Source organism: Streptomyces sp. MB09-01, from assembly GCF_033794505.1.
Classification (GTDB): Bacteria; Actinomycetota; Actinomycetes; order Streptomycetales; family Streptomycetaceae; genus Streptomyces.
In genome coordinates, this window is sequence record NZ_JARAYQ010000149.1 from 1 (window position 1) to 21,373 (window position 21,373).

Sequence of the window (21,373 nt, forward strand, 5' to 3'; positions counted from 1 at the left end):
CACCGACCCCACCCGCACCGTCCTCCTCCGCGGGGGCGAGGTCCACAGCCCCGCCGACCCCTTCGCCACGGCGATGGTCGTCGAGCGCGGCCGCATCGCCTGGGTCGGCTCCGAGGGTGCGGCCGACGCCTTCGCGCAGGGCGTGGACGAGGTCGTCGACCTCGGCGGGGCACTCGTCACGCCCGCGTTCGCCGACGCCCACGTCCACACCACCTCCGCGGGCCTGGCCCTCACCGGGCTGGACCTCAGCGGAGCGCGCTCGCTGACGGCCGCGCTGGACCTCGTACGCGCGTACGCCGCGAGCCGTCCGGCCGACCGGGTCCTCCTCGGGCACGGCTGGGACGCAGCCCGCTGGCCGGAGCGCCGGGCGCCGCGCCGCGCCGAGCTGGACGAGGCCGCCGGCGGCCGCCCCCTCTACCTCAGCCGCATCGACGTCCACTCGGCGGTGGTCACCACGGCCCTGCTCGACCTCGTCCCGGCCGTGCGGCCCGAAGGGGACCGGCCGCTGACCGCCGACGACCACCACGCCGTACGGCGGGCCGCCCTGGCCGCCGTCACCCCGGCCCAGCGCGCCGAGGCCCAGCGGGCCGCCCTCGACCGGGCCGCCTCCCTCGGCATCGGCTCCCTGCACGAGTGCGGCGGGCCCGACATCTCCTCCGCCGAGGACTTCAGCGGTCTGCTCGCCCTGGCCGCCGAGCGACCCGGGCCGCGCGTCTTCGGGTACTGGGCCGACCGGGACCTGGGACTGGCCAAGGCGCTCGGGGCCGTCGGGGCGGCCGGTGACCTCTTCGTCGACGGCGCCCTCGGCTCGCACACCGCCTGCCTGCACGCCCCCTACGCCGACGCCCCGCACACCGGCACCAACTACCTCGACCAGCAGGCCGTCACCGAACACGTGGCCGCCTGCACCGAGGAGGGCCTCCAGGCCGGGTTCCACGCCATCGGCGACGCCGCGATCACCGCGGTCGTCGAGGGCGTCCGGGCGGCCGCCGAGAAGGTCGGCCTGGCCCGGGTCCGCGCCGCCCGGCACCGGGTCGAGCACGCCGAGATGATGACGCCCGCCGCCATCGCCGCCTTCGCGGAGCTGGGGCTCACCGCCTCCGTGCAGCCCGCCTTCGACGCGGCCTGGGGCGGCGAGGACGGCATGTACGCCGACCGGCTGGGAGCCGAGCGGGCCCGCACCCTCAACCCGTACGCGGCGATGCTCAAGGCCGGGGTGCCGCTGGCCTTCGGCTCGGACGCACCGGTCACCCCGCTCGACCCCTGGGGCACGGTCCGCGCGGCCGCCTTCCACCGGACCCCCGAGCACCGCATCTCCGTACGGGCCGCCTTCACCGCCCACACCCGGGGCGGCTGGCGGGCCCTGGGCCGGGACGACGCGGGGATCCTGGTACCCGGCGCCCCGGCCGACTACGCGGTCTGGCAGACCGGCGAACTGGTGGTCCAGGCTCCCGACGACCGGGTCGCCCGCTGGTCCACCGACCCCCGTTCGGGCACCCCCGGACTGCCCGACCTGACCCCCGGATCCGAACTGCCGGTGTGCCTCGCCACCGTGGTCGGCGGGCGGGAGGTATTCGTACGCCCACAGGGGTGATCCGATGTGCCTCGGTTCGGTACGGGCGGTCGGACCCGGATAGGTTCGGCCGGGTCCACCACAGGACGTCCGTGCCGGACGGATCCGTCTGCTCAGCGCGCCCGCGCCTCGGGGGCGAGGGAAGGTTTCGCCGGTGGGGGCACCCCCAGTGGTAGCTGGGGGAGGTGGCCCCGGGTCGGGGCCCGGCGGTCCAGTAGACAACGGTCACGGTGGCCCGCAGCCAGCGGGCGTCTGACCGGCCCGAAGGACCGCGGGCCCCGATCACTGTTCTAAAGTCATCCTCTGCGACCAGACGTACAGGACGTGCAAGCGCACAAAAGGGGACCCAGTGAGCGACGGCGGACAGCGGACCTACGGGCCGCTCGGTACGGCCTTGGTGATCATTCCGACCTACAACGAGGCGGAGAACATCGGGCTGATCGTCGGCCGCGTCCGCGCGGCGGTGCCCGAGGCCCACATCCTGGTCGCCGACGACAACAGCCCCGACGGCACCGGCAAGCTCGCCGACGAGCTCGCGGTCGGCGACGACCACGTGCACGTACTGCACCGCAAGGGCAAGGAAGGGCTCGGCGCGGCCTACCTAGCGGGCTTCCTCTGGGCCCTGGACGCCGGCTACGGCGTGATCGTCGAGATGGACGCCGACGGTTCCCACCAGCCGGAGGAGCTGCCCCGCCTGCTCACCGCACTGGCCGGCGCCGACCTGGTCCTGGGCTCCCGGTGGGTGCCGGGCGGCCGCGTCGTCAACTGGCCCAAGAGCCGGGAGATCCTCTCGCGCGGCGGTTCGACGTACTCCCGGCTGATGCTGAACGTCCCGATCCGCGACGTGACCGGCGGCTACCGCGCCTTCCGCCGCGAGACCCTGGAGGGCCTGGGCCTGGACGAGGTGGCCTCCGCGGGCTACTGCTTCCAGGTCGACCTGGCGCGCAGGGCGGTGCAGAAGGGTTTCCGCGTGGTGGAGGTGCCCATCACGTTCGTCGAGCGCGAGTTCGGCGACAGCAAGATGAGCAAGGACATCGTGGTGGAGGCCCTGTGGCGGGTCACCCAGTGGGGCCTGAAGGCCCAGGCGGCCAAGCTGCTGGGCAAGGACCCCGGCAAGCCCGGCCCGGGGCGCTGACCCCTAGGGGCCCTCCCGTACCTCCGGCTGAGGACAGTTTTATGCGTCCCCAGGCACACTGGTCGGTATGACGACCGGCACTGGATCCCTGCGGCCGGGGACTTCGACGGCCCCCCGGCGGCGTTCGCCCGCCCGAACCTTCCTCCCTCTGGCGATCGCCGCCTGGCTGATCCTGGAGATCTGGCTGCTCACCGTGGTCGCGGACGCAGCCGGCGGGCTGGCCGTCGCCGCGCTGCTCGCGGGCGCCATGGTGCTGGGCGCCGTGGTCATCAAGCGGGCCGGGCGGCGTGCCTTCAAGAACCTGGCGGACACCTTCCAGCAGGCCCAGCAGGGGCGGCAGCCCGCCCCGCAGCAGCCCGGCCAGGGCAACGGCCTCACCATGCTGGCGGGTCTGCTCCTGATGCTGCCGGGCCTGCTCTCCGACGTGGCGGGTCTGTTCCTGCTGCTCCCGCCCGTCCGGACCTGGATCGGCCGCCGTGCGACCCGCTCGATGGAGCGGAAGATGGCCGCGGCCCCGGCCGGGAGCTTCGGCGACGCCTTCCGGCAGGCCCGTATCCACCACCCCGACGGCAAGGTCGTCCAGGGCGAGGTCATCCGTGAGGACCGGCCCGAGGGCCCGGGCGGCCCGCAGACGAGCCACCGCCCGCCCCTGACCCCGTAGAACACCGGTCCGATCGGGCCCGGCCGCCACGGCGGGCCCGATCGGGAAGAGCGCAGGAGAGAGCCGAGGGGCCCCGCCACACTGTGTGGCGGGGCCCCTCGGCTTGTGTATCCGTCCGGCTGTCAGGCGGACTTGCGGCTGTCCCGCGGATGCACGGCAATGTTCATGGCGCCGGAGCGCAGGACCGCAAGCCTTTCGGCCAGCACTTCCTCCAGCTCCTCGCGGGTGCGTCGCTCCATGAGCATGTCCCAGTGCGTTCGCGCAGGCTTGCCCTTCTTCTCTTCGGGCCCGTCCCCGTCCACCAGGAGTGCCATGGCGCCGCACGCCTTGCACTCCCACTCCGGCGGAATTTCTGCCTCAACCGAGAACGGCATCTCAAATCGATGTCCGTTCTGGCATGCGTACTCCACCGCCTGGCGCGGGGCCAGATCGATGCCGCGGTCCGTCTCGTAGCTGGTAACCACGAGGCGCGTACCGCGGAGAGCTCGCTCACTCATGAATCGTGCCTCCCGGGCTTGTCGCCCACAGGACAGGTGTCGCTGTCGTCGTCATCCGGTCAACGTCCGGTCGGCGGTATAGATTCCCGCTCCGGGTCGTGCGTCGCCCGTCGTGCCGCCCCTTGTTGTACCCACCAATGCCCGTTTTGTCACATCTGGCAGCAGATGTCACCCAACGTCCACGCTTCTTGAGCGCGCAGTAACGGTCCGCCTGGCAGGCCAAAGGCGTACACTACCGGCCCTTTGCTTCAACGTCTAAATTCGTTCGGAATTCGTTCGTGGATCCGGGCCGTGCGCACTCGTGGACCGCTCTCAGATCCGCTCCGGTACAGGATTGCCTGCCGCTTCCACCGCGCGCCGCACCGGCACTCGCGCCAGGAGCACGAATCCCAGTGCGAAGAAGGCCACCAGCGAGATGATCGCGTCCCGGTAGCTCCCCGTGAGCTGGTAGGTCAGGCCGAAGACGAGCGGCCCCACCCAGCTCAGCCCGCGGTCGCTCATCTCGTACGCCGAGAAGTACTCGGCCTCCTTGCCCGCCGGCACCAGGTGCGAGAAGAGCGAGCGCGACAGCGCCTGGCTGCCGCCCAGCACCAGCCCGATCATCGCGGCGAGCGCGAAGAACCACACCGGGGTCCGGGCGGGCAGGAAGTACCCGACCGCGAGCGTCACGCCCCACGCGGCCAGCGAGCCCAGGATCGTCCGCTTGGCGCCGTAGATCCGCGCGAGGCGGCCCATCCCCAGCGCCCCGGCCACCGCCAGGACCTGCACCAGCAGCACCGCCCCGATCAGGGTGGACTGGTCCAGCTCCAGCTCCTCCGAGCCGTAGATGGAGGCCTGGGAGATCACCGTCTGCACGCCGTCGTTGTAGATCAGGTACGCCAGCAGGAACGACAGCGTCAGCGGGTAGCGCCGCATGTCCTTCAGGGTGGCGACGAGCTGCTTCCAGCCGCTCACCGCGGGCCCGACCCCCGGCTCCCGGACCACGGCCCGGTCCCGCAGCCGGCGCAGCGGGATCAGGGCGAAGGCGCCCCACCACAGGCCCGCGGAGGCCAGGCAGATCCGCACCGCCATGCCCTCGGTGAGGCCGAAGGAGTCGTGGCCCATGTAGAGCACCAGGTTCATCACGAGCATCACGGAGCCCGCGGTGTAACCGAAGGCCCAGCCCCGCGAGGAGACGGTGTCCCGCTCGTCCGGAGTGGAGATCTGCGGCAGGTAGGCGTTGTAGAGCACCATCGAGACGGACAGCGAGGCGTTCGCCACGACGAGCAGCAGCCCGCCCAGCAGGTACCGCTCACCCCCCAGGAAGAACATCCCGGCCGTCGCCGCGGCGCCGACGTAGGCGGCCACCGCCAGCAGCGGCTTCTTGCGCCCGGTCCGGTCCGCCGCGGCGCCCACGAGCGGCATGAGCAGCACGGCCAGGATCACCGAGGCCGACACCGCATAGGCGAAGAAGGACCCGGCGCGCACCGGGATGCCCAGCGGGTGCACGAAGCCCTCGGCGTCCGCCGCGGCCTTGGCCACCGAGGTCAGGTACGGGCCGAGGAACACGGTGAGCACGCTCGCCGAGTACACCGACACGGCGAAGTCGTAGAAGTACCAGCCCTGCTGCTCGCGCTTGCGCGCGGCCGTCGCCGCAGCGGCCGTCGCGGCCGGTCTGCCGTCCTCGGCTCCCGGTTCCGCTGGTTCCGCTTCCTCGGCCGTCCTGCTGTCTTCCGCGCTCACCTGGTGTCCCCCTCGCTGGTCCCCGTACGGCAGCGGCCCCCGTGCCCGCGCGGCGGCCGAGGAGCGTGTCAGGCCCAGGCCCCGCGCCGGTCCAGCACCGTGCGCAAGATGTCGATCCGGTCGGTCATGATGCCATCGACACCCAGGTCGAGGAGAGCCTCCATGCGTTCCGGTTCGTTCACGGTCCAGACGTGGACCTGGAGGCCCCGCTCGTGCGCGGTCCGCACGAAGCGCCGGTCGACCACGCGGATGCCCGCCTGGGTCTCCGGCACCTGCGCGGCCACCGCGCCCACGCGCAGCGCCGCCGGGATCGCGTACGAGCGCAGCCGCAGGCCGAGCACCCCGCGTACGCCGTACGAGGTCGCCAGCCGGGGGCCGGCGATCTTCTGGGCGCGGGCCACCCGGCTCTCCGAGAACGAGCCCACGCAGACCCGGTCCCAGATCCCCGCCCGGGCGATCAGGTTGACCAGCGGGTGCAGCGCGGACTCGGCCTTGACGTCGATGTTCCAGCGGGCGTCCGGGAACTCCTCCAGCAGCTCCTCGAAGAGCGGCAGCGGCTCGGTGCCCGCCACGCGCGCCTCGCGGACCTGCTTCCAGGACAGCTCGGCGATCCGGCCCCGGCCGTCGGTGACCCGGTCCAGCGTGGAGTCGTGGAAGGCGACGAGTTTCCCGTCGGCCGTGGCGTGCACATCGGTCTCGAAGTACCGGTAGCCCGCTTCGGCGGCCCGGCGGAAGGCGGCGGCGGTGTTCTCCAGTCCGTCCGCGGCGCCTCCCCGGTGCGCGAAGGGGATCGGAGCCGGGTGGTCCAGATACGGATGGCGAAGGCGTACGTGCGTCACGGCGGCAGTATCCCCCGGGACATGAGTGGACGGTGGTACGCGAGGTGAACGGCGGACGGGGCGGCGCCCGCACCGGGGCCCACCGATGGTCCTCCGGCGCCGCTCCCGTGCCCCACCCGCACCCCTTCGGCGCCCACCTGACACCCCTCTGGTGCCCCGACCGGTACCCCGTGGGTGCGCGGCCGGCGCCCCGGTACGACACCCCCTGGTGCAAGTGGACTGGCGCGTGACAGGCTGTGCCCGCAGACATCAATCCAATCCCGGCTCCCGGCGCCCGCCGTCGAGGCCAATCCGACGAAGGTGGACCGGACGCAATGGCCGAATGGACCTCGGCGGTCGGCGCCGCGCAGCTCGCCCGTCTCATCACCTCGCAGCAGGAGCGCCCCGCGGTCCCCGGCGCCCGCAAACTGCCCGCGTACCGCACCCTCGCCGACGGGATCCGCCTCCTGGTCCTCGAAGGGCGCGTCCCGGTCGCCGCCCGGCTCCCCGCCGAGCGGGAGCTGGCCGTCGCCCTCTCCCTCAGCCGCACCACCGTCGCCGCGGCGTACGAAGCCCTGCGCGGGGAGGGGTTCCTGGAGTCCCGCCGGGGCTCCGGCAGCTGGACCTCCGTGCCGGCCGGGAACCCGCTGCCCGCGCGCGGCCTGGAGCCGCTGCCGCCGGAGTCCCTCGGCTCGATGATCGACCTCGGCTGCGCCGCCCTCCCCGCCCCCGAGCCCTGGCTCACCAAGGCCGTCCAGGGAGCCCTGGAGGAGCTGCCCCCGTACGCGCACACCCACGGCGACTACCCGGCCGGCCTGCCCGCGCTGCGCCGGATGCTCGCCGACCGGTACACCGAGCAGGGCATCCCCACCATGCCCGAACAGATCATGGTCACGACCGGCGCGATGGGCGCGATCGACGCCATCTGCAGCCTCTTCGCCGGGCGCGGGGAGCGGATCGCCGTGGAGTCGCCGTCCTACGCCAACATCCTCCAGCTCATGCGCGCCGCCGGGGTCCGCCTCGTGCCCGTCGCCATGGCGGACGGGCTGGCCGGCTGGGACATGGACGTCTGGCGGCAGGTGCTGCGCGACTCGGCCCCCCGCCTCGCCTACGTCGTGGCCGACTTCCACAACCCGACCGGTGCCCTGGCCTCCGACGAGCAGCGCCGCGCGATGGTGGCCGCCGCCCGCTCGGCCGGCACCGTCCTGGTCGCCGACGAGACCATGCTGGAACTCCAGCTGGACCCGGAGCTGGAGATGCCCCGCCCGGTCTGCTCCTTCGACCCGGCCGGCAGCACGGTCATCACCGTGGGCTCCGCCAGCAAGGCGTTCTGGGCGGGCATGCGGATCGGCTGGGTCCGCGCCGCCCCCGACGTGATCCGCAGCCTGGTCGCCGCCCGCGCCTACGCCGACCTGGGCACGCCCGTGCTGGAACAGCTCGCGGTGAACTGGCTGATGCGCACCGGGGGCTGGCGGGAGGCCGTCGGGATCCGCCGCGACCAGGCCCGGGAGAACCGCGACGCGCTGGTCGCCGCGGTCCGCCGGGAGCTGCCGGACTGGGAGTTCTCGGTTCCGCAGGGCGGGCTGACCCTGTGGGCCCGCGCGGGCGGCCTGTCGGGCTCCCGGCTGGCCGAGGTGGGGGAGCGGGTCGGCGTGCGGGTCCCCTCGGGGCCGAGGTTCGGCGTGGACGGGGCCTTCGAGGGCTACGTCCGGCTGCCGTTCACCGTGGGCGGGCCGGTGGCCGAGGAAGCCGCCTCCCGGCTGGCGGCGGCGGCCCGGCTGGTCGGCACGGGCGCCGGTGGCAGCGGCGCGGAGCCGCCGCGGACGTTCGTGGCGTAGTACCGCTGCCGAAGCGCCGGCAGGGAAGCGGCCCGGAACCCCGAAGCCGGGGCGCGGCCGGGGTCACGGTGCCTCGGCCGGGACCTCCGGGATCTCCGAGGCGTCGACGGCCGAGCCCTGCGCCGGCGGCAGCGAGTGGAGGGGCTTGCCGGGACCGCGGCCCGGGCCCTGCTGCCGGTCCGGCAGCAGCTCGAGCACGGCCTGGCGGTACGCCGCGTTCGTGGCCTCGTCGTACGGGTCCGGGGTGGCGGGCACCTGCAGCCGGTGCACGGGACCCGCGCCGAGCCGGGCGTACCCGCGGCCGGGCGGCACCTGGGCGGTGGGGGTGGTGTGCGGCGGCAGCCCCAGCACGTCGGCGATCTGCTGGATCCCGGCGGGCCCGAGGACGATCCGGGCGCGGGTGTGCTGCCAGACGGCGTCGTTCAGCAGTTCCAGGTGGTCGAGGTGCTCGGCCACCACCACCGTGACGTGCGCGGGCCGGCCGTGCCGCAGCGGCACCTGCAGCTGGGCGAGCGGGTCGGGGCCGCCTTCGGCGACGGCGAGATGGGCCAGCACGCTCGGCTGGTCCAGCAGGATCCACAGCGGGCGCCGGGTGTCCTCGGGCGCCGGCCGGCCGGACTCCCGCGCCCGGTGGGTGGCGATGAGCCGCCGCTCGGTCTCCTGCGCGGCCCACTCCAGGGTGGCCTGCGCCCCGGTCGGCCCGCATTCCACGGCGAGGACGCCGGCGCGGCCCGACAGGCAGGAGTAGTCGCCGCTGCCGCCGCCGTCGACGATCAGCACGTCGCCGCCGTGCCGCAGCGCCTGCAGGGCGACGGAGCGGAGCAGGGTGGAGGTGCCGGATCCGGGCTGGCCGACGGCCAGCAGGTGCGGCTCGGTGGAGCGGGGCCCGGTGCGCCAGATCACCGGCGGCACGTCGCGGGGCTCGTCGCCCTCCAGTACGGGCAGGGTGCGCTGCACGCCGCCCGCGTCGGTGAAGCCGAGCACGGTCTCGCCGGGTGAGGTCACGAACGGCTGGGCGGCGATGCCCGTCGGCAGCGCCGCCAGCACACTCAGGTCGAGCTGGTTGCCCTCCTCGTCCCAGTCGAAGAGATACTCCCGTCCGCGCCCGGACTTGGCGTGCAGCAGTGCCTCGATCCGGGCCCGTGAGGCGGCCTCGCCATCGGTGAAGTAGGCCGGGTAGCGGATGTGGAGCCGGGTGATGCGGCCCGCCTCGTCGAACTCGTAGCCGCTGAAGGCCTTGTCCCAGTCCCCGCCGTGGGCGAAGAGGGGGTTCGGGTCCTCCGGGATGGAGAAGTACGGCACGAGGGCTTCGTAGAGGGAGCCGAGCCGTTCGGTCTCGGCATCGCTGGGCCCGGTCTTCACCGGGTTGCGGTCGCGTCCCTGCCAGGCCGCGGCCGCCATGAGGGTGATCAGGGCGAGGAGCGGACCGTAGGGGACGAGCGCGACCACGAGGACGCAGGCGGCTCCCAGGAACAGCGCGGGACCACGCTTGTCCTTGGGGGTCTCGGACCATCTGCGCCGCCCGGCCGAGGCCAGGACGCGCAGCCCGCGTCCGATGGTGAGGAGCGGATGGAGGACGTCCGTGGCGGTGTCGGCGGCCGTGCGAGCGAGGTCGCGGCCCCGGGACAGCGACACGGTGCCGCTGCTGAGGATGCGGGGAAGTGGGCGCCGGGCCACGGGCGTCTCCTGGAGTTGTGGGTGTGACGGGTGCTTCGGGTGTTGCTGGTGGCGCTGCGCGATGGCCGGGCTAGAGCTTGATCCCGCCGAGCAGGCTCGCGAGGCTCGCCGTGCTCGCCGTGATGCTGGGGGCGATGGCGGAGCCTGCGAGGAAGAAGCCGAAGAGCGAGCAGACGAACGCGTGCGACAGCTTCATCCCGTCCTTCTTGAAGAAGAGGAAGCAGATGATGCCGAGCAGGACCACGCCTGAGATGGACAGGACCATGAGGAGTTCTCCTGGTTGGTGGGGACAGTCACCATCAGTTCTTCCAGGCTCACAGCAAGTATCAATGCGACAAAAGGTGCATACGGGTGAATTCCCGGGGTTTTCACTTGACCGGCTCAGCCCGGCTGGCGCGTCCGGCGCACAGGGGGTCGAGGGTGATCCTTGCCTCGGCCCGGCCCGGACATGCGCAGGCCAGGGCGCTACCCTGGCGATTCACCCGTACGGACGCAGTGCCGTGCACCCCCCTGCCCGCCCGTCCTGGGGACGGGGCTGCGGGGCGGACCATGTCAGCAACGAGTGAAAGGCGGCACGAACGATGAGCGACCAGGCTGCAGAAGGCGCCGGTTCCCAGGGCGTCCCCGACGAGGACGTCATCGAACTGGCCACCAAGATCTTCGACCTCGCCCGTCAGGGTGAGACCGAGACGCTCACCGCCTACCTCGACGCCGGGGTCCCGGCGAACCTCACCAACGACCGCGGCGACACCCTCGTCATGCTCGCCGCCTACCACGGCCACGCCGACGCGGTCTCGGCCCTGCTGGCCCGCGGCGCCGAAGCCGACCGCGCCAACGACCGCGGCCAGACCCCGCTCGCCGGGGCGGTCTTCAAGGGCGAGGAGGCCGTCATCCGTGCCCTGCTCGCCGGCGGGGCCGATCCGAACGCCGGAACCCCTTCCGCCGTGGACACGGCGCGCATGTTCGCCAAGGCCGACCTGCTGGAACTTTTCGGAGCCAAGTAGTCCGCTTTTGCCTGGGATCTGGCCGCGCCCGGCCGGTTCCCGACCTCACAGGTTGGTCACGGCGGCCGTAAATGTGGTCGCGGTGCACAAACCGCCTGGGCCATCATGGCGTCGGATTCGATTCGCGAGCACGGGGGGCGGGCCGGAGCGGGTAGGACACGAAGGGTGTCCCGGCCCGGCCCGGCCACCATGGTCACGAAGAACTGACGAGAGTGAGAAGGCAATGGTCTACATCGAGCGGAACATGACGGCGGACGTCCTCACATGCTGTTACGCGGCCCTGTGAATCCCGATTCCCGGTTGCGTCCCCAGCTTGATTTGAGGCCACTCCCATGTTCGAACCAGTCATAGCACCGAGCGGTACCCTGCTCGGGCTCCTCCAGCGCGGCCGCGGCGACGGCACGCTGCACGCACTCGCGGCACCCAGGGCGGAGGCCCTCGAGGCCCTCAACCAGTGCGTGCTCCGCGACCCGCGCCAGGACTGGCAGGTCGAGAACCGCTCCTTGTACTACGCCCGGCTCTACCTGGACCTCAACGGTCCCCTGGGCGAGATCGAGAACCACCTCTTCAGCGCCGACGACCTCGTCGACGAAGAGGACCACCGGACCGGCCTCGCCCTGTCCGTCCTGGGCCACCTGGCCTCGTACGGCCGCGACGACGCCCTCATGCTCCTGCGCCGCTACGCAGCGTCCGGGGCGAACTGGGCCTGGGCCCTCGACGAACTCGCCCTGCGCGACGACGACGAAGGCCTGCGGTCACTGGCCGCGCCCGTACTCGCCAGATTCCCCGCCACGGCGGAGGGCGAGGCGCGGCTGGCCGCCGCCGTCCGCGACGCCTACGAGCCCCGCCCGTGGTGCCTGTGGGAGGAGACCCCGCAGCACGGCGAGCGCCTGAGCGCCGCCCGTCAGCAGGGCTCCTTCGACCGCTGGCAGCGCCAGCTCAACCCGAGCGGCCCCCGGCCCGGCTGGGGGGTCCAGGCCGTCTTCGACTGGGCCGCCGACGGGCTGCGCCGCGGCACACCGCTGCACGTGCCCGCCGCGCGCTGCCTGGCCGCCGTGGCGGCGCCCGAGGACCGCTCCGCGATCCTCGCGGCCGCCGCCGGCGCCTCCGGCGAGGCCGCCCGCGCCACGGCCCTGCACCACCTGGTCCTCGCCGAGCCGGACAACCCGGCCGTCCTGGACCTCATCGAAGCCGCCGCCGACGAGCCCGCCGTGGCCGCCTACGAGCGCATGTGCGGCCCCGAGGCCGTCGAACGGGCCCGGCGCTGGATCCACCGCCCCGACGCCCTGGGCGCGGCCGCCGCGGCCACCCTCGCCGCCCGGGGCGGAGCCGAGGACGCGGAACTGGTCCTCGGCGCCCTGCGCTCCACGGTCCGCGGCTCGGGCCCCGACACCCGGCGGCTCTACGCCCTCGTGGACGGAGCCGGCCGCCTCGCCATCGGCTGCGCTGCCCCCGTCCTGCGCCACATCTACCGCGAGACGGCCTCTTCCCACCTGCGCGGCCGGGCCGCGCGGGCCCTCGCCAGCACGGACCCCTCCTTCGCGGCGGGCTTCGCCGTCGAATGCCTCTGGGACTGCGAGGAGACCACCCGCGAGGTGGCGGCCCGCCACGCCGAGACCGCCGACGCCCGGGTCGCCCCCCGGCTGCGCCGCCTGGCGACGGACCCGGCCGAGGAAGAGGACGTCCAGTCGGCCGTGCGCAGCCGGATCGCTCCGGAGTCGGCCGTGTAGGGGCGTTCCCCGTCGCTCCGCGCGGACGCCCCGGCCTGAAGAAGGCCGGGGCGTCCGGGGCCCATCGCGAAGAGGTCGTCACCCGCCCAGCGAGAAGTCGATCTCGCAGGGCGTGACCCTCGACGTCTCCTTCACGCCGTACCCGACCGTGGCGCCGGGGCCCGACGGCCTGGCCGGCTTCGAGAACACGAGCGTGTACCCCGGAGGGACCGTCTTCGAGTTGATCTTCAACGTGGACCTCTGCGGATGTCGGGACAGCTCGGCCTCGGGGTCGGCCTGGGGACCCCGGTAGCCGCCACCCACATGCGTGCACTCCGACGCCGGCTTCTTCTCGATCACCGCGACGCTGACCCCCTGCTCCTGGAGGCTCCGCACCACTTCGGACAGTTCGCCGGGCTCGGGCGCGGGGATCTCGATGGTCTTGCCGGGGTCCTTCGGGGGCTCGGAGCGCGCTTTCAGCGCTTCGTCCAGGCCCTCGGAGTAGTCGATGGAGCAGGATGGGACCTTGGAGGTCTCGATCACGCCGAAGCCGATCCCCTGCTCACCCAGCGGGTGGTAGTCCGCCCACGAGATCGCGAGCGTGTGGCCCGGTGGGACCGTCTTCGGGTTGACCTTGAAGTCGAAGCCGTCAGCGCTGCCCTGCATGATTTCGGCCGCGGAGTCGGCCTGTGGACCGCGGTACCCGCCGTCCAGCTCGGAACACTGGGACGGGGGCCGCTTCGGGACCAGTGAGACCTGGACCCCCAGCTCCTTCAGCCGGTCCACCAGGGCCGGGATCTGATCGTGCTTGGGCAGCTGGAACCGGAGCGATCCGTCCGGATCCTTCTTGATCTCGGGGGCGCCCGTGGCCGGAGGGCTCGGCGAGCCGGTGGGACCGACGGCGGGCAGCGAGCCGTTGCCGCCGCTGTCGCCGGCCAGGGTCATCGCCGCCACGACCGCCGCCGTCGCGACGCCCACCGCGAGCGGGATGCCGTAGCGACGGGCGAAGGAGCGGGCGGGAGCCGGGGCCGGCGCCTCCTCCGGGAGACGGGCCAGCAGCGCCGCCTTGAGCCGGTCCTCGAACCCGCGGGGCCTGGTGCTCATCGGGCTGCCTCCAAATGCGGTTCGGTGACGGCGGCGGGCCCGGTCCCGCGCAGCGCGCGGCGGGCGCGGTGCAGGCGGACGCGGACGGTCGCCTGGGTGACCCCGAGGGCCTGCGCGGCCTCGGCCGGGGTGAGTTCGTCGATGACCACGAGGTCGAGGGCGGCGCGCAGCGGCTCGGAGAGGGCGGCGTGGCGCTCGGCGAGTGACCGGAAGGCCCGCTGGGCGTCGATCCGTTCCTCCAGGGCGGCGACATCCTCGTCCTCGAGGAGGCGCCGGCCGCTCAGCCGCGCCAGCGCGCCGCTCTCGCGGGCGAGTCCGCGGGCGTGGCCCGACAGGACGTTGCGTGCTATCCCGAACAACCAGGCGATCGGCGCCCCCCTGTTGGGCCGATAGCCGGAGGCCGAGCCCATCGCCGCGAGGAAGATGTCCGCCGTCAGGTCCGCCGCCAGGTGCGGGTCGGCGACCCGGCGGGTGACGAACCCGAGCACGGCGTCGATGTGCTCCTCGTAGAACGCTCCGAATCCCTCGTGCGTGGTGAGATCCGGTGGCCCGGTCTGCTGTGGGCTTCGCACCCTGGTTCCTCCCCTGCGCGGGGACCCGGTCGGCCCCCTCACTCCGTACTTGGCCGGAGCCCCCGCAAGCGTTTCACCGGGCCCGCAGGAACCTCACCGCAGTGCCCGGCCGGGCCTGCGCCGCCGCGTCCAGGGCCGGGCCCGGCGGGACCACGCCCACCACCGGGTAGCCGCCCGTCACCGGGTGGTCGGCCAGGAACACCACCGGCAGGCCGTCCGGCGGGACCTGGACCGCGCCCAGCACCATGCCCTCGCTCGGCAGCTCCCCGGGCCGGGCGCGGACCAGCGGCGGGCCCGCCTCCGTGCGCAGGCCGATGCGGTTGGACCTCGCCGACACCCGGAACTCCGCATGCCACAGCCCGGCCAGCGAAGCCGGGGCGAACCAGTCCGCGCGCGGCCCCGGGCGGAGCGGGAGCAGCAGTTCCGCGGGCGGCCCGGGGAGGGGGCAGAGGTCCGCCCCGGGCACCGGATCCGGCCCGGCCGGGCCCGCCGGCAGCCGCATCCCGGCCGACAGGACGGCGGGCCCCAGGCCCGACAGCAGGTCCGTCGAGCGACTGCCGAGGACCGGTGGGACGGCCAGGCCTCCCCGTACCGCGACGTAGCTGCGCAGCCCCGATTGGGCCGGGCCCACCTCCAGCTCCGCCCCGGCCGGCAGCCGGACCGGCGCTCCCCAGGCCACCGGGCGACCGGAGACCCGTACGGAACAGGGGGCGCCCGTGACCGCAACGACCAGGGGGGCGAGCGCCCGCAGCCCGGTCCCGTCCAGGGTCGTCTCCAGTACTGCCGCGTCCGGCGGGTTGCCGAGCAGCCGGTTGGCCAGCGCGTACGCCGCCGTGTCCAGCGCTCCCGAGCGGGGTACGCCCAGGTGCGCGTACCCCGGGCGCCCCCGGTCCTGGACCGTCGTCAGCGCGCCCGGCCGCACGACCAGCAGTTCAGTCACGGCCCGCCTCCGTGAACCGCACCCGTACGCCGGGCGCGAACAGCGCCGCCGGTTCCCGCTCCGGGTCCCAGAGCACCGCGTCCGTGGAGCCGATCAGCTGCCAGCCGCCGGGCGAGGAGCGTGGGTACACCCCGGCGTACTCGCCGGCCAGCGCCAGCGAGCCCGCCGGGACGGCCGTACGTGGCGTGTCACGGCGGGGCAGGTGGAAGCGCTCCGGGAGCCCCGTCAGGTAGCCGAAGCCGGGGGCGAACCCGCAGAAGGCCACCCGGAAGCCGGTGCCGCCGACGATCCCCGGCACGTCCCCCGGGGACACCCCCCACCGCCGGGCCACCTCCGCGAGGTCCGGGCCGTCGTACCGCACCGGGACGGTGACCAGCGACCCCTCCGCCTCCGCGAGCGCGGGCACCTCCCACCGGGCGATCCGGGCCCCCAGCGCGGCCGGGTCCCGCACCCCGTCCAGCAGCACGGTCCGCGCCGCCGGCACGAGGTCCCGTACGGGGCCCAGCTCGCCCGCGTCCCGGCGGCGCAGCAGCTCGGCGTGGAGCGCGGCCACCTCCGCGGCCGAGTCCAGCTCGATCAGCAGCGCCTCGCCGCCCACGACGAGGGGCCTCACGCGAAGGCCTCCACCCGGACGCCGGCCCGTCCCAGCGCCTCGCGGACCCGCCGCGCGAGCACCGCCGCCCCCGGGGTGTCCCCGTGCAGGCACAGCGAGCGCGCGGCCACCGGGACCGGCGACCCGTCGGCGGCCGCCACCGTCCCCTCGGCGGCCATCCGCACGGCCCGCGCCACCACCGCGTCCGGGTCGTGCAGCACCGCTCCGGGCTCGGTGCGCGGCACCAGCGTCCCGGCGGGCGTGTAGGCACGGTCGGCGAAGGCCTCCGGTACGGCGGCCAGCCCGGCCTCCCCGGCGGCGGCGAGCAGGAGCGATCCGGGCAGCCCCAGGACGGGCAGGCCCCCGGTGGCACCGGACCCGGCGGCCAGCCGGACGCCCGCGACCACGGCCGCGGCCTGGTCGCCGTCGTGCACGGTCCGGTTGTAGAGCGCGCCGTGCGGTTTCACGTACGACACCCGGGAGCCGGCCGCCCGTGCGAACACCTCCAGCGCGCCGATCTGGTAGGCCACCTCGTCCGCCAGCTCGTCGGCCGGCACGTCCATCGCGCGCCGTCCGAAGCCGGCCAGGTCGCGGTAGGAGACCTGCGCGCCGATCCGTACGCCGCGCTCCGCGGCCCGTTCGCAGACCCGGCGCATGATGGACGGGTCCCCGGCGTGGAAACCGCAGGCCACGTTCGCGCTCGTGACGACGGAGAGCAGGGCCTCGTCGTCGGTGAGCGTCCAGCGCCCGAATCCCTCGCCGAGGTCGGCGTTGAGGTCGACCACGGGAGAGGATGCGATCATGGAATCCATGCGCTGAGCGTAGAGCAGGCGTCCGACGCATCGGCCGGGGACGATCCGGCCGAACCATGCCGTTTGGGATGTTGTCAGCAACAGGACCTAGTCTTTGTCCGTGACTCTCCCAGCCCCGGCGAAGACCCTCCCGTCCCCGGCGCCGGGCCCGGCCGCCGACGAGGGCCTGGCCCGGCGGCTCCGCGCCCTCGCCTGCACCGCCCCGCTCCACGACCTCGACGTACGCAAAGCCAATCTGGCGGGCGAGTACGGCGTCTACGCGATGGCGGAGGTCGCGCTGGCCGCGATCGACCTGGTCACGCTCAACATGGACTTCGACACGGGCGCCGACCACGAGCAGATAGTGGCCAGGCTGCTGCCGCGCGTCGCGGCCCAGGCCCCGTCCCGCCCGGCGGCCGAGCACGAGCGGGTGGCCCGCTGGGTGCTGGAGAACCTGATCAACGTCGGCAGCGTCGACCGCGGCTTCCGCGCGATCTACGGCACCTTCGGCCCGGACGGGGTTTACGTCCGCCGGGACTACGACTTCAAGCTGATCGAGGAGGTCCCGGGCTACGGCGGAGCCGTCTACCTGCGCACCACCGACGAGGCCGTCAACGTCCTGGTCGGCGCCCTCGACACCGACGTCACCAGCGCCCAGATCGCCGCCGAGGTCAAGCTGGAGGTGCTGATCAGCCGCGGGCGGCTGGCGGACGCCCAGCTGGCCGCCGAGCAGGCCCGCTACCGGACCGTCCAGTACGCCGAGACCCTGCGCCGCACCCTGGACGCGACCCGGCGCAACGTCCGGGCGGTGGACTGGCTGCAGGCCGTGCCCGACATGATCGCCGAGGCCCTCGAGCACGTCGCCGACCGCTACCGCCACGAGAACGCGATCCTGACCAACATCCGCAAGGCGCGCGACGAGGCCGAGGAGCCGGAGAACAAGCGACGCGCCGCCGAGCTCGTCGACATCGTCAAGGACTGCATCCGCCGCCACACCCAGCTCCAGTCCCGGCTGCTGGACGCGGGCCCGCTCTTCCGTGCCGAGCAGGACCGCCAGGCCTTCGCCGCCCCGGCGCCGCGCTCCGGCATCGACCTGTACGGCCAGCTCGTGGCCCCGCTCCTGCCGCTGCCCCTGGAGCAGGCGAGCCGGGTGACCGGAGCCTTCTTCGCCTCCGGCGCGGGGCTGCGCACGCCGGTCTCGGTGCGCGTCACCGACCTGGTCGAGATCCTGCTCACCCCGCCCGTGGAACGCGAGCACCTCGGCGCGGAGATGCCCGAACCGGACCTCATCGCCACCCCGGACGACAGCCGCTTCAGCGAGGAGCAGCTCGCCGCCGCGATGCAGCTCCTGGACCTCCCGCACGACGCGCCGCGGCGGCTGTCGGGGCTCCTCGCGGAGGCCCGGCGCAGTGATGCGGACCTGCCGTACCTGGTGGCCCTGCTGGCCGTCCACGCGGCGAGCCCGGCCGTCGGCACGGCGTACCGGCAGGGGGAGGAGCGGCTGCTCTTCGCGGTGGACGACGGCACGCAGCTCGACGACCCCGAGTTCGGCGGCGCCGACCTCATCGTCGGGACCGCCCTCCTCGACGCCGCCGGCATGGCTGCCGACCGCGCGGAGGCCTCATGACCGGCATTGCCTCGGCCTGGCCCATCGCAGCCTCGCCGGCTCCCGCTTCAGCCCCTCCGGCTCCCCATTCAGCCCCTCCGGCGTTCGAGGAGCGGGGTCTGGGGCGGAGCCCCAGGAAACCCGGCTTCGCCGGGCACCGGGCTCTGCCCGGACCCGCGCCTCAAACGCCGGCGAGGCTGGATGTGGCCGGGCCACCGGCCGGACGCCCGCGCGTCGCGTACGACGCCGACGAGGCCGAATCCCCTGTGCGGCGCTGCCGCGCGCCCCGCACCGCCCGAACCACCCGCACCGCCGAGGAGACCCACCCGTGAGCGACCACCACGCCGAGCACCCCGCGTGGAGCGAGCCCGCGGCTCCCGCCACCCCCGTCGCGGCCGCCAACCCGGCGGTGACCCCCGCCGACGCCGCCGACGCGGCCCGGCTCGTCGCCTTCGGGCTGCAGCCCAAGCTGCTCCCCGCCCGTGACGCCGAGTACGCCGAGCTGCTCCGCCGCTACCGCGAGGATCCCGCCTTCGGCCGCCTCGCCGACGCCGTCGCCACCGGCCTCGGCCTCGTCGTCCTGGAGGTGTCCCCCCGCGCGGGCATGGCCGTGGCCGCCGGCGAGGACTCCGTCTTCGCCGTCCGGATGGGCGACTACGCCCGGCGCACCGCCGCCGACTCCGCCGACCGGTTCCTGCACGGCCTCGCCCACCTCGCCGTCGCCGCCCTCGCCTTCCCCCGCCCCGAGGACCTCGCCGACGACGGCTACATCGGCCGCATCACCGTCAACGGCGTCGACTCCTTCGTCCGGCAGACCTGCCGCCGTCTGGAGGAGCGCGCCGAGGAGCTCGGCGAGAACACCGACCCGGCCTCCGACGCCCCCGGCCTGGAGGCCGCCTGGCGCGTCTACGCCCGCCGCAGCGCGACCGGCGCCACCAAGGACGCCCGCCGCCTGGCCGGCTCCACCACCGGCATCGTCGGCAAGGCCGCCGCCTTCCTCACCGACTCCGGTTTCCTGCAGCGCACCGGCGACGAGTCCGGCGGCACCTACCGCACCACCCCCCGCTACCAGCTCCAGGTCCGCGACATGGCGGGCAGTGCGGCCATGGCCGAACTCCTGGAACTCGGCGTGGTCCCCGTCACCGACGGCTCCGCCACCCTCCTGCCGCCGCCCGAGGGCGATGACCTGGACCTGGCCGCCGACGCCGGGCTCCCGTTCCACGCCTGAGCCACCCGTCCTCCGTACGCCCTGAGTCACCAGACACCACGAGAGTCCGCCGCCATGTACGAGCTGTCCCGGATCCGCCTCTACTCCATCGGGCCCGCCGGCGCGCGCTACGCCGACACCGTGCTCGACCTGCGCGGAGTCGGCGAGCCGGTGCCCCACCCGGCGCCGGCCCAGGCGGAGTTCTTCGAGGACGAGCCCACCGGCCCGCCCCGGCGGCCCGCGCCCGCCGGCGTGCTGTTCCTGGAGAACGGTGGCGGCAAGTCCGTCCTCCTCAAGCTGATCTTCTCCGTGATGCTGCCCGGCCACCGCAACACCCTCGGCGGCGCGAGCTCCGGCGTCCTGCGCAAGTTCCTCCTCGCCGACGACTGCGGCCACGTGGCCCTGGAGTGGCAGCACACCCAGACCGGCGAGTGCGTGGTCGTCGGCAAGGTCAGCGAATGGCGCGGCCGCCAGGTCTCCAACGATCCCCGCAAGTTCGCCGAGGCCTGGTACTCCTTCCGCCCCGGCCCGGGCCTCGGCCTGGACAACCTGCCCGTCGCCGAGGCCACCGCCGTGCGCGCGCCCGTCGAAGGCGCCTCCGGCGCCCAGGGCCGCCGCCGCACCATGAAGGGCTTCCGCGACGCCCTCACCGAGGCCGGCAAGGCCTACCCGCACCTCGAGGTGTACTTCGAGGAGATCCACGACCGCTGGAACGAGCACCTCACCGAACTCGGCCTCGACCCCGAACTCTTCCGCTACCAGCGCGAGATGAACGCCGACGAGGGCGAGGCGGCCGGCCTCTTCGCGGTGAAGAAGGACTCCGACTTCACCGACCTCCTGCTGCGCGCCGTCACCGACACCCGCGACACCGACGGCCTCGCCGACCTCGTCCACGGCTTCGGGAACAAGCTAGGCCGCCGCGCCGAGCTCATGGCCGAACGCGACTTCACCGCCGGCTCGGTGGACCTGCTGACCAAGATCGTCGAGGCCGCCGGAACCCGCTCCCGGCTGCGCGACGTCCACGCGGGCGCCGAACGCCGTACGCGCACCCTCGCCCGGCGGCTGTCCGCCCGCGCCGCCGAGGAACGCGGCCGCGCCGCCGACCTCGCCCAACAGGTCACCGCCGCCGCCCACCAGGTCACCGCCGCCGACTCCGCCCGCGCCCGCAGCGCCGCCGTCTCCGCCGAACTCGCCTACCGGCACGCCTCGCTGGCCCTCACCGTCGCCGACAAGGCCGCCGCCGCCCAGCGCCGCGAGCTCCTCGAGGCCCGCACGCTGCACTCCGCGTGGCAGGCCGCCGAGATCGTGCTGCGCCACCGCGCCGCCGCCGACCGTTCCGCCCGCGTCGCCGCCGCGATCCGCGAGGCCGAGCGGGACGCCGCCCCCGCGCTGGCCGCACGCGCCACGGCCGCCGGCGAGCTCGTACGGGCCCTGCACACCGCCGCCGAGGAGGGAGAACGGCTCGCCAACGAGGAGGAGGAGCGCTCCGCCGCCCTCCAGGCCACCGGCGAGGACTCCCACCGCGACGCCACCGCCGCCGCCACGGCCGCCCAGCGGGCCCGCAGCGAGGCCGAGCACCTCCGCTCGCGCCTCGCCGAGGTCCAGCAGGAGACCGCCGAGGCCGTCCGCGCCGGCTGGCTCGACGACTCCGCCCCCGACGCCGACCCGGCGCGCGCGGCCCTCGCCGCCACCGACGCCGAGAAGACCGCCGTGGCCGCCTGGGACGAGGCCCGCGAAACCGCCCGCGCCGCCGCCGAAGCCGCCCGCGAGGCCGCCGCCGCGGAATCCCGCGCCGAGCTCACCGCGGCCCGTGCGGCGGACGCCGCCGACGGCGCCGAGGCCGCCCACGACGCCGAGTACCGGGCGGCGGCCTCGCGTGCGGCTTCGTCAGCGGCTCTGCCGGTTGCTGTTGCTTATACAAACCTGA

Annotated in this window: 18 protein-coding genes and 1 pseudogene; 9 read left to right on the forward strand and 10 right to left on the reverse strand. The window is 74.3% G+C overall.

All coding sequences use genetic code 11. The annotated features are described in order from the left end of the window. The 3 genes from PV721_RS27150 to fxsA form a co-directional block, all read left to right on the forward strand. Positions 1–1,594, forward strand: a 1,594-nt coding sequence (locus PV721_RS27150; protein ID WP_319728518.1) for an amidohydrolase, incomplete at its 5' end; no start/stop codon positions are given. Between the two features lie 328 nt (positions 1,595–1,922). Next, the gene (locus PV721_RS27155; protein ID WP_319728519.1) at positions 1,923–2,708 is read left to right on the forward strand and encodes a polyprenol monophosphomannose synthase; all 786 of its coding nucleotides are present in this window, start codon (positions 1,923–1,925) and stop codon (positions 2,706–2,708) included. 67 nt (positions 2,709–2,775) lie between these two features. Next, on the forward strand, positions 2,776–3,369 hold the full coding sequence (fxsA, locus tag PV721_RS27160; RefSeq protein WP_319728520.1) for an FxsA family membrane protein: 594 nt from the start codon (positions 2,776–2,778) through the stop codon (positions 3,367–3,369). 122 nt (positions 3,370–3,491) lie between these two features. Here the strand turns inward: fxsA and PV721_RS27165 are convergent, their stop codons facing one another. From PV721_RS27165 to PV721_RS27175, 3 genes are all read right to left on the reverse strand, one after another. Next, positions 3,492–3,866, reverse strand: coding sequence for an RNA polymerase-binding protein RbpA (locus PV721_RS27165; protein ID WP_007262928.1), 375 nt, complete (start codon positions 3,864–3,866; stop codon positions 3,492–3,494). A gap of 312 nt (positions 3,867–4,178) precedes the next feature. Continuing rightward, positions 4,179–5,588, reverse strand: coding sequence for an MFS transporter (locus tag PV721_RS27170; RefSeq protein WP_319728532.1), 1,410 nt, complete (start codon positions 5,586–5,588; stop codon positions 4,179–4,181). A 68-nt stretch (positions 5,589–5,656) separates the two neighbouring features. Beyond that, on the reverse strand, positions 5,657–6,427 hold the full coding sequence (locus PV721_RS27175; RefSeq protein ID WP_319728533.1) for a glycerophosphodiester phosphodiesterase family protein: 771 nt from the start codon (positions 6,425–6,427) through the stop codon (positions 5,657–5,659). Between the two features lie 314 nt (positions 6,428–6,741). Between PV721_RS27175 and PV721_RS27180 the strand changes: the two genes are divergently transcribed. Continuing rightward, on the forward strand, positions 6,742–8,244 hold the full coding sequence (locus PV721_RS27180; protein ID WP_319728535.1) for a PLP-dependent aminotransferase family protein: 1,503 nt from the start codon (positions 6,742–6,744) through the stop codon (positions 8,242–8,244). Positions 8,245–8,307: 63 nt separating this feature from the next. Here the strand turns inward: PV721_RS27180 and PV721_RS27185 are convergent, their stop codons facing one another. Beyond that, positions 8,308–9,921 carry a hypothetical protein gene (locus PV721_RS27185; protein ID WP_319728537.1) on the reverse strand — a complete coding sequence of 538 codons (1,614 nt, stop codon included), beginning with the start codon at positions 9,919–9,921 and terminating at the stop codon, positions 8,308–8,310. A gap of 70 nt (positions 9,922–9,991) precedes the next feature. After that, positions 9,992–10,186: a hypothetical protein gene (locus tag PV721_RS27190; RefSeq protein ID WP_030706611.1), complete on the reverse strand. Its 195-nt coding sequence runs from the start codon at positions 10,184–10,186 to the stop codon at positions 9,992–9,994. A gap of 316 nt (positions 10,187–10,502) precedes the next feature. On the opposite strand from PV721_RS27190, the gene PV721_RS27195 reads away from it, so the two are divergent. Together PV721_RS27195 and PV721_RS27200 are read left to right on the forward strand one after the other, a co-directional pair. Then, positions 10,503–10,925, forward strand: coding sequence for an ankyrin repeat domain-containing protein (locus PV721_RS27195; protein WP_319728539.1), 423 nt, complete (start codon positions 10,503–10,505; stop codon positions 10,923–10,925). A 332-nt stretch (positions 10,926–11,257) separates the two neighbouring features. After that, a complete protein-coding gene (locus PV721_RS27200) occupies positions 11,258–12,655 on the forward strand; it encodes a HEAT repeat domain-containing protein (RefSeq protein ID WP_319728540.1) in 1,398 nt (465 codons plus the stop codon). A 78-nt stretch (positions 12,656–12,733) separates the two neighbouring features. Here the strand turns inward: PV721_RS27200 and PV721_RS27205 are convergent, their stop codons facing one another. The 5 genes from PV721_RS27205 to PV721_RS27225 all read right to left on the reverse strand — a co-directional run bounded on the left by PV721_RS27205 (position 12,734) and on the right by PV721_RS27225 (position 16,627). Next, positions 12,734–13,738, reverse strand: a complete 1,005-nt coding sequence (locus tag PV721_RS27205; protein ID WP_319728542.1) for a hypothetical protein — start codon at positions 13,736–13,738, stop codon at positions 12,734–12,736. Further along, complete coding sequence (locus PV721_RS27210) at positions 13,735–14,310, reverse strand: sigma-70 family RNA polymerase sigma factor (RefSeq protein WP_319728544.1); 576 nt, start codon at positions 14,308–14,310, stop codon at positions 13,735–13,737. The genes PV721_RS27205 and PV721_RS27210 overlap by 4 nt, the downstream gene beginning before the upstream one ends. Before the next feature lie 73 nt (positions 14,311–14,383). After that, entirely contained in the window at positions 14,384–15,250 is an 867-nt protein-coding gene (locus PV721_RS27215; protein WP_319728545.1) for a biotin-dependent carboxyltransferase family protein, read from the reverse strand. Continuing rightward, complete coding sequence (locus PV721_RS27220) at positions 15,243–15,863, reverse strand: allophanate hydrolase subunit 1 (RefSeq protein WP_319728546.1); 621 nt, start codon at positions 15,861–15,863, stop codon at positions 15,243–15,245. The genes PV721_RS27215 and PV721_RS27220 overlap by 8 nt, the downstream gene beginning before the upstream one ends. Further along, positions 15,860–16,627 carry a 5-oxoprolinase subunit PxpA gene (locus PV721_RS27225; RefSeq protein ID WP_319728551.1) on the reverse strand — a complete coding sequence of 256 codons (768 nt, stop codon included), beginning with the start codon at positions 16,625–16,627 and terminating at the stop codon, positions 15,860–15,862. Before PV721_RS27225 ends, PV721_RS27220 begins: the two co-directional genes overlap by 4 nt. 127 nt (positions 16,628–16,754) lie before the next feature. Between PV721_RS27225 and PV721_RS27230 the strand changes: the two genes are divergently transcribed. The 3 genes and pseudogenes from PV721_RS27230 to PV721_RS27240 all read left to right on the forward strand — a co-directional run. After that, positions 16,755–18,260 (forward strand): hypothetical protein, encoded by a 1,506-nt coding sequence (locus PV721_RS27230; protein ID WP_319728548.1) that lies wholly within the window; start codon positions 16,755–16,757, stop codon positions 18,258–18,260. A gap of 307 nt (positions 18,261–18,567) precedes the next feature. Beyond that, positions 18,568–19,467, forward strand: a complete 900-nt coding sequence (locus PV721_RS27235; protein ID WP_319728549.1) for a hypothetical protein — start codon at positions 18,568–18,570, stop codon at positions 19,465–19,467. A 54-nt stretch (positions 19,468–19,521) separates the two neighbouring features. Continuing rightward, a pseudogene (locus tag PV721_RS27240) lies at positions 19,522–21,373 on the forward strand (hypothetical protein); the annotation flags it as partial.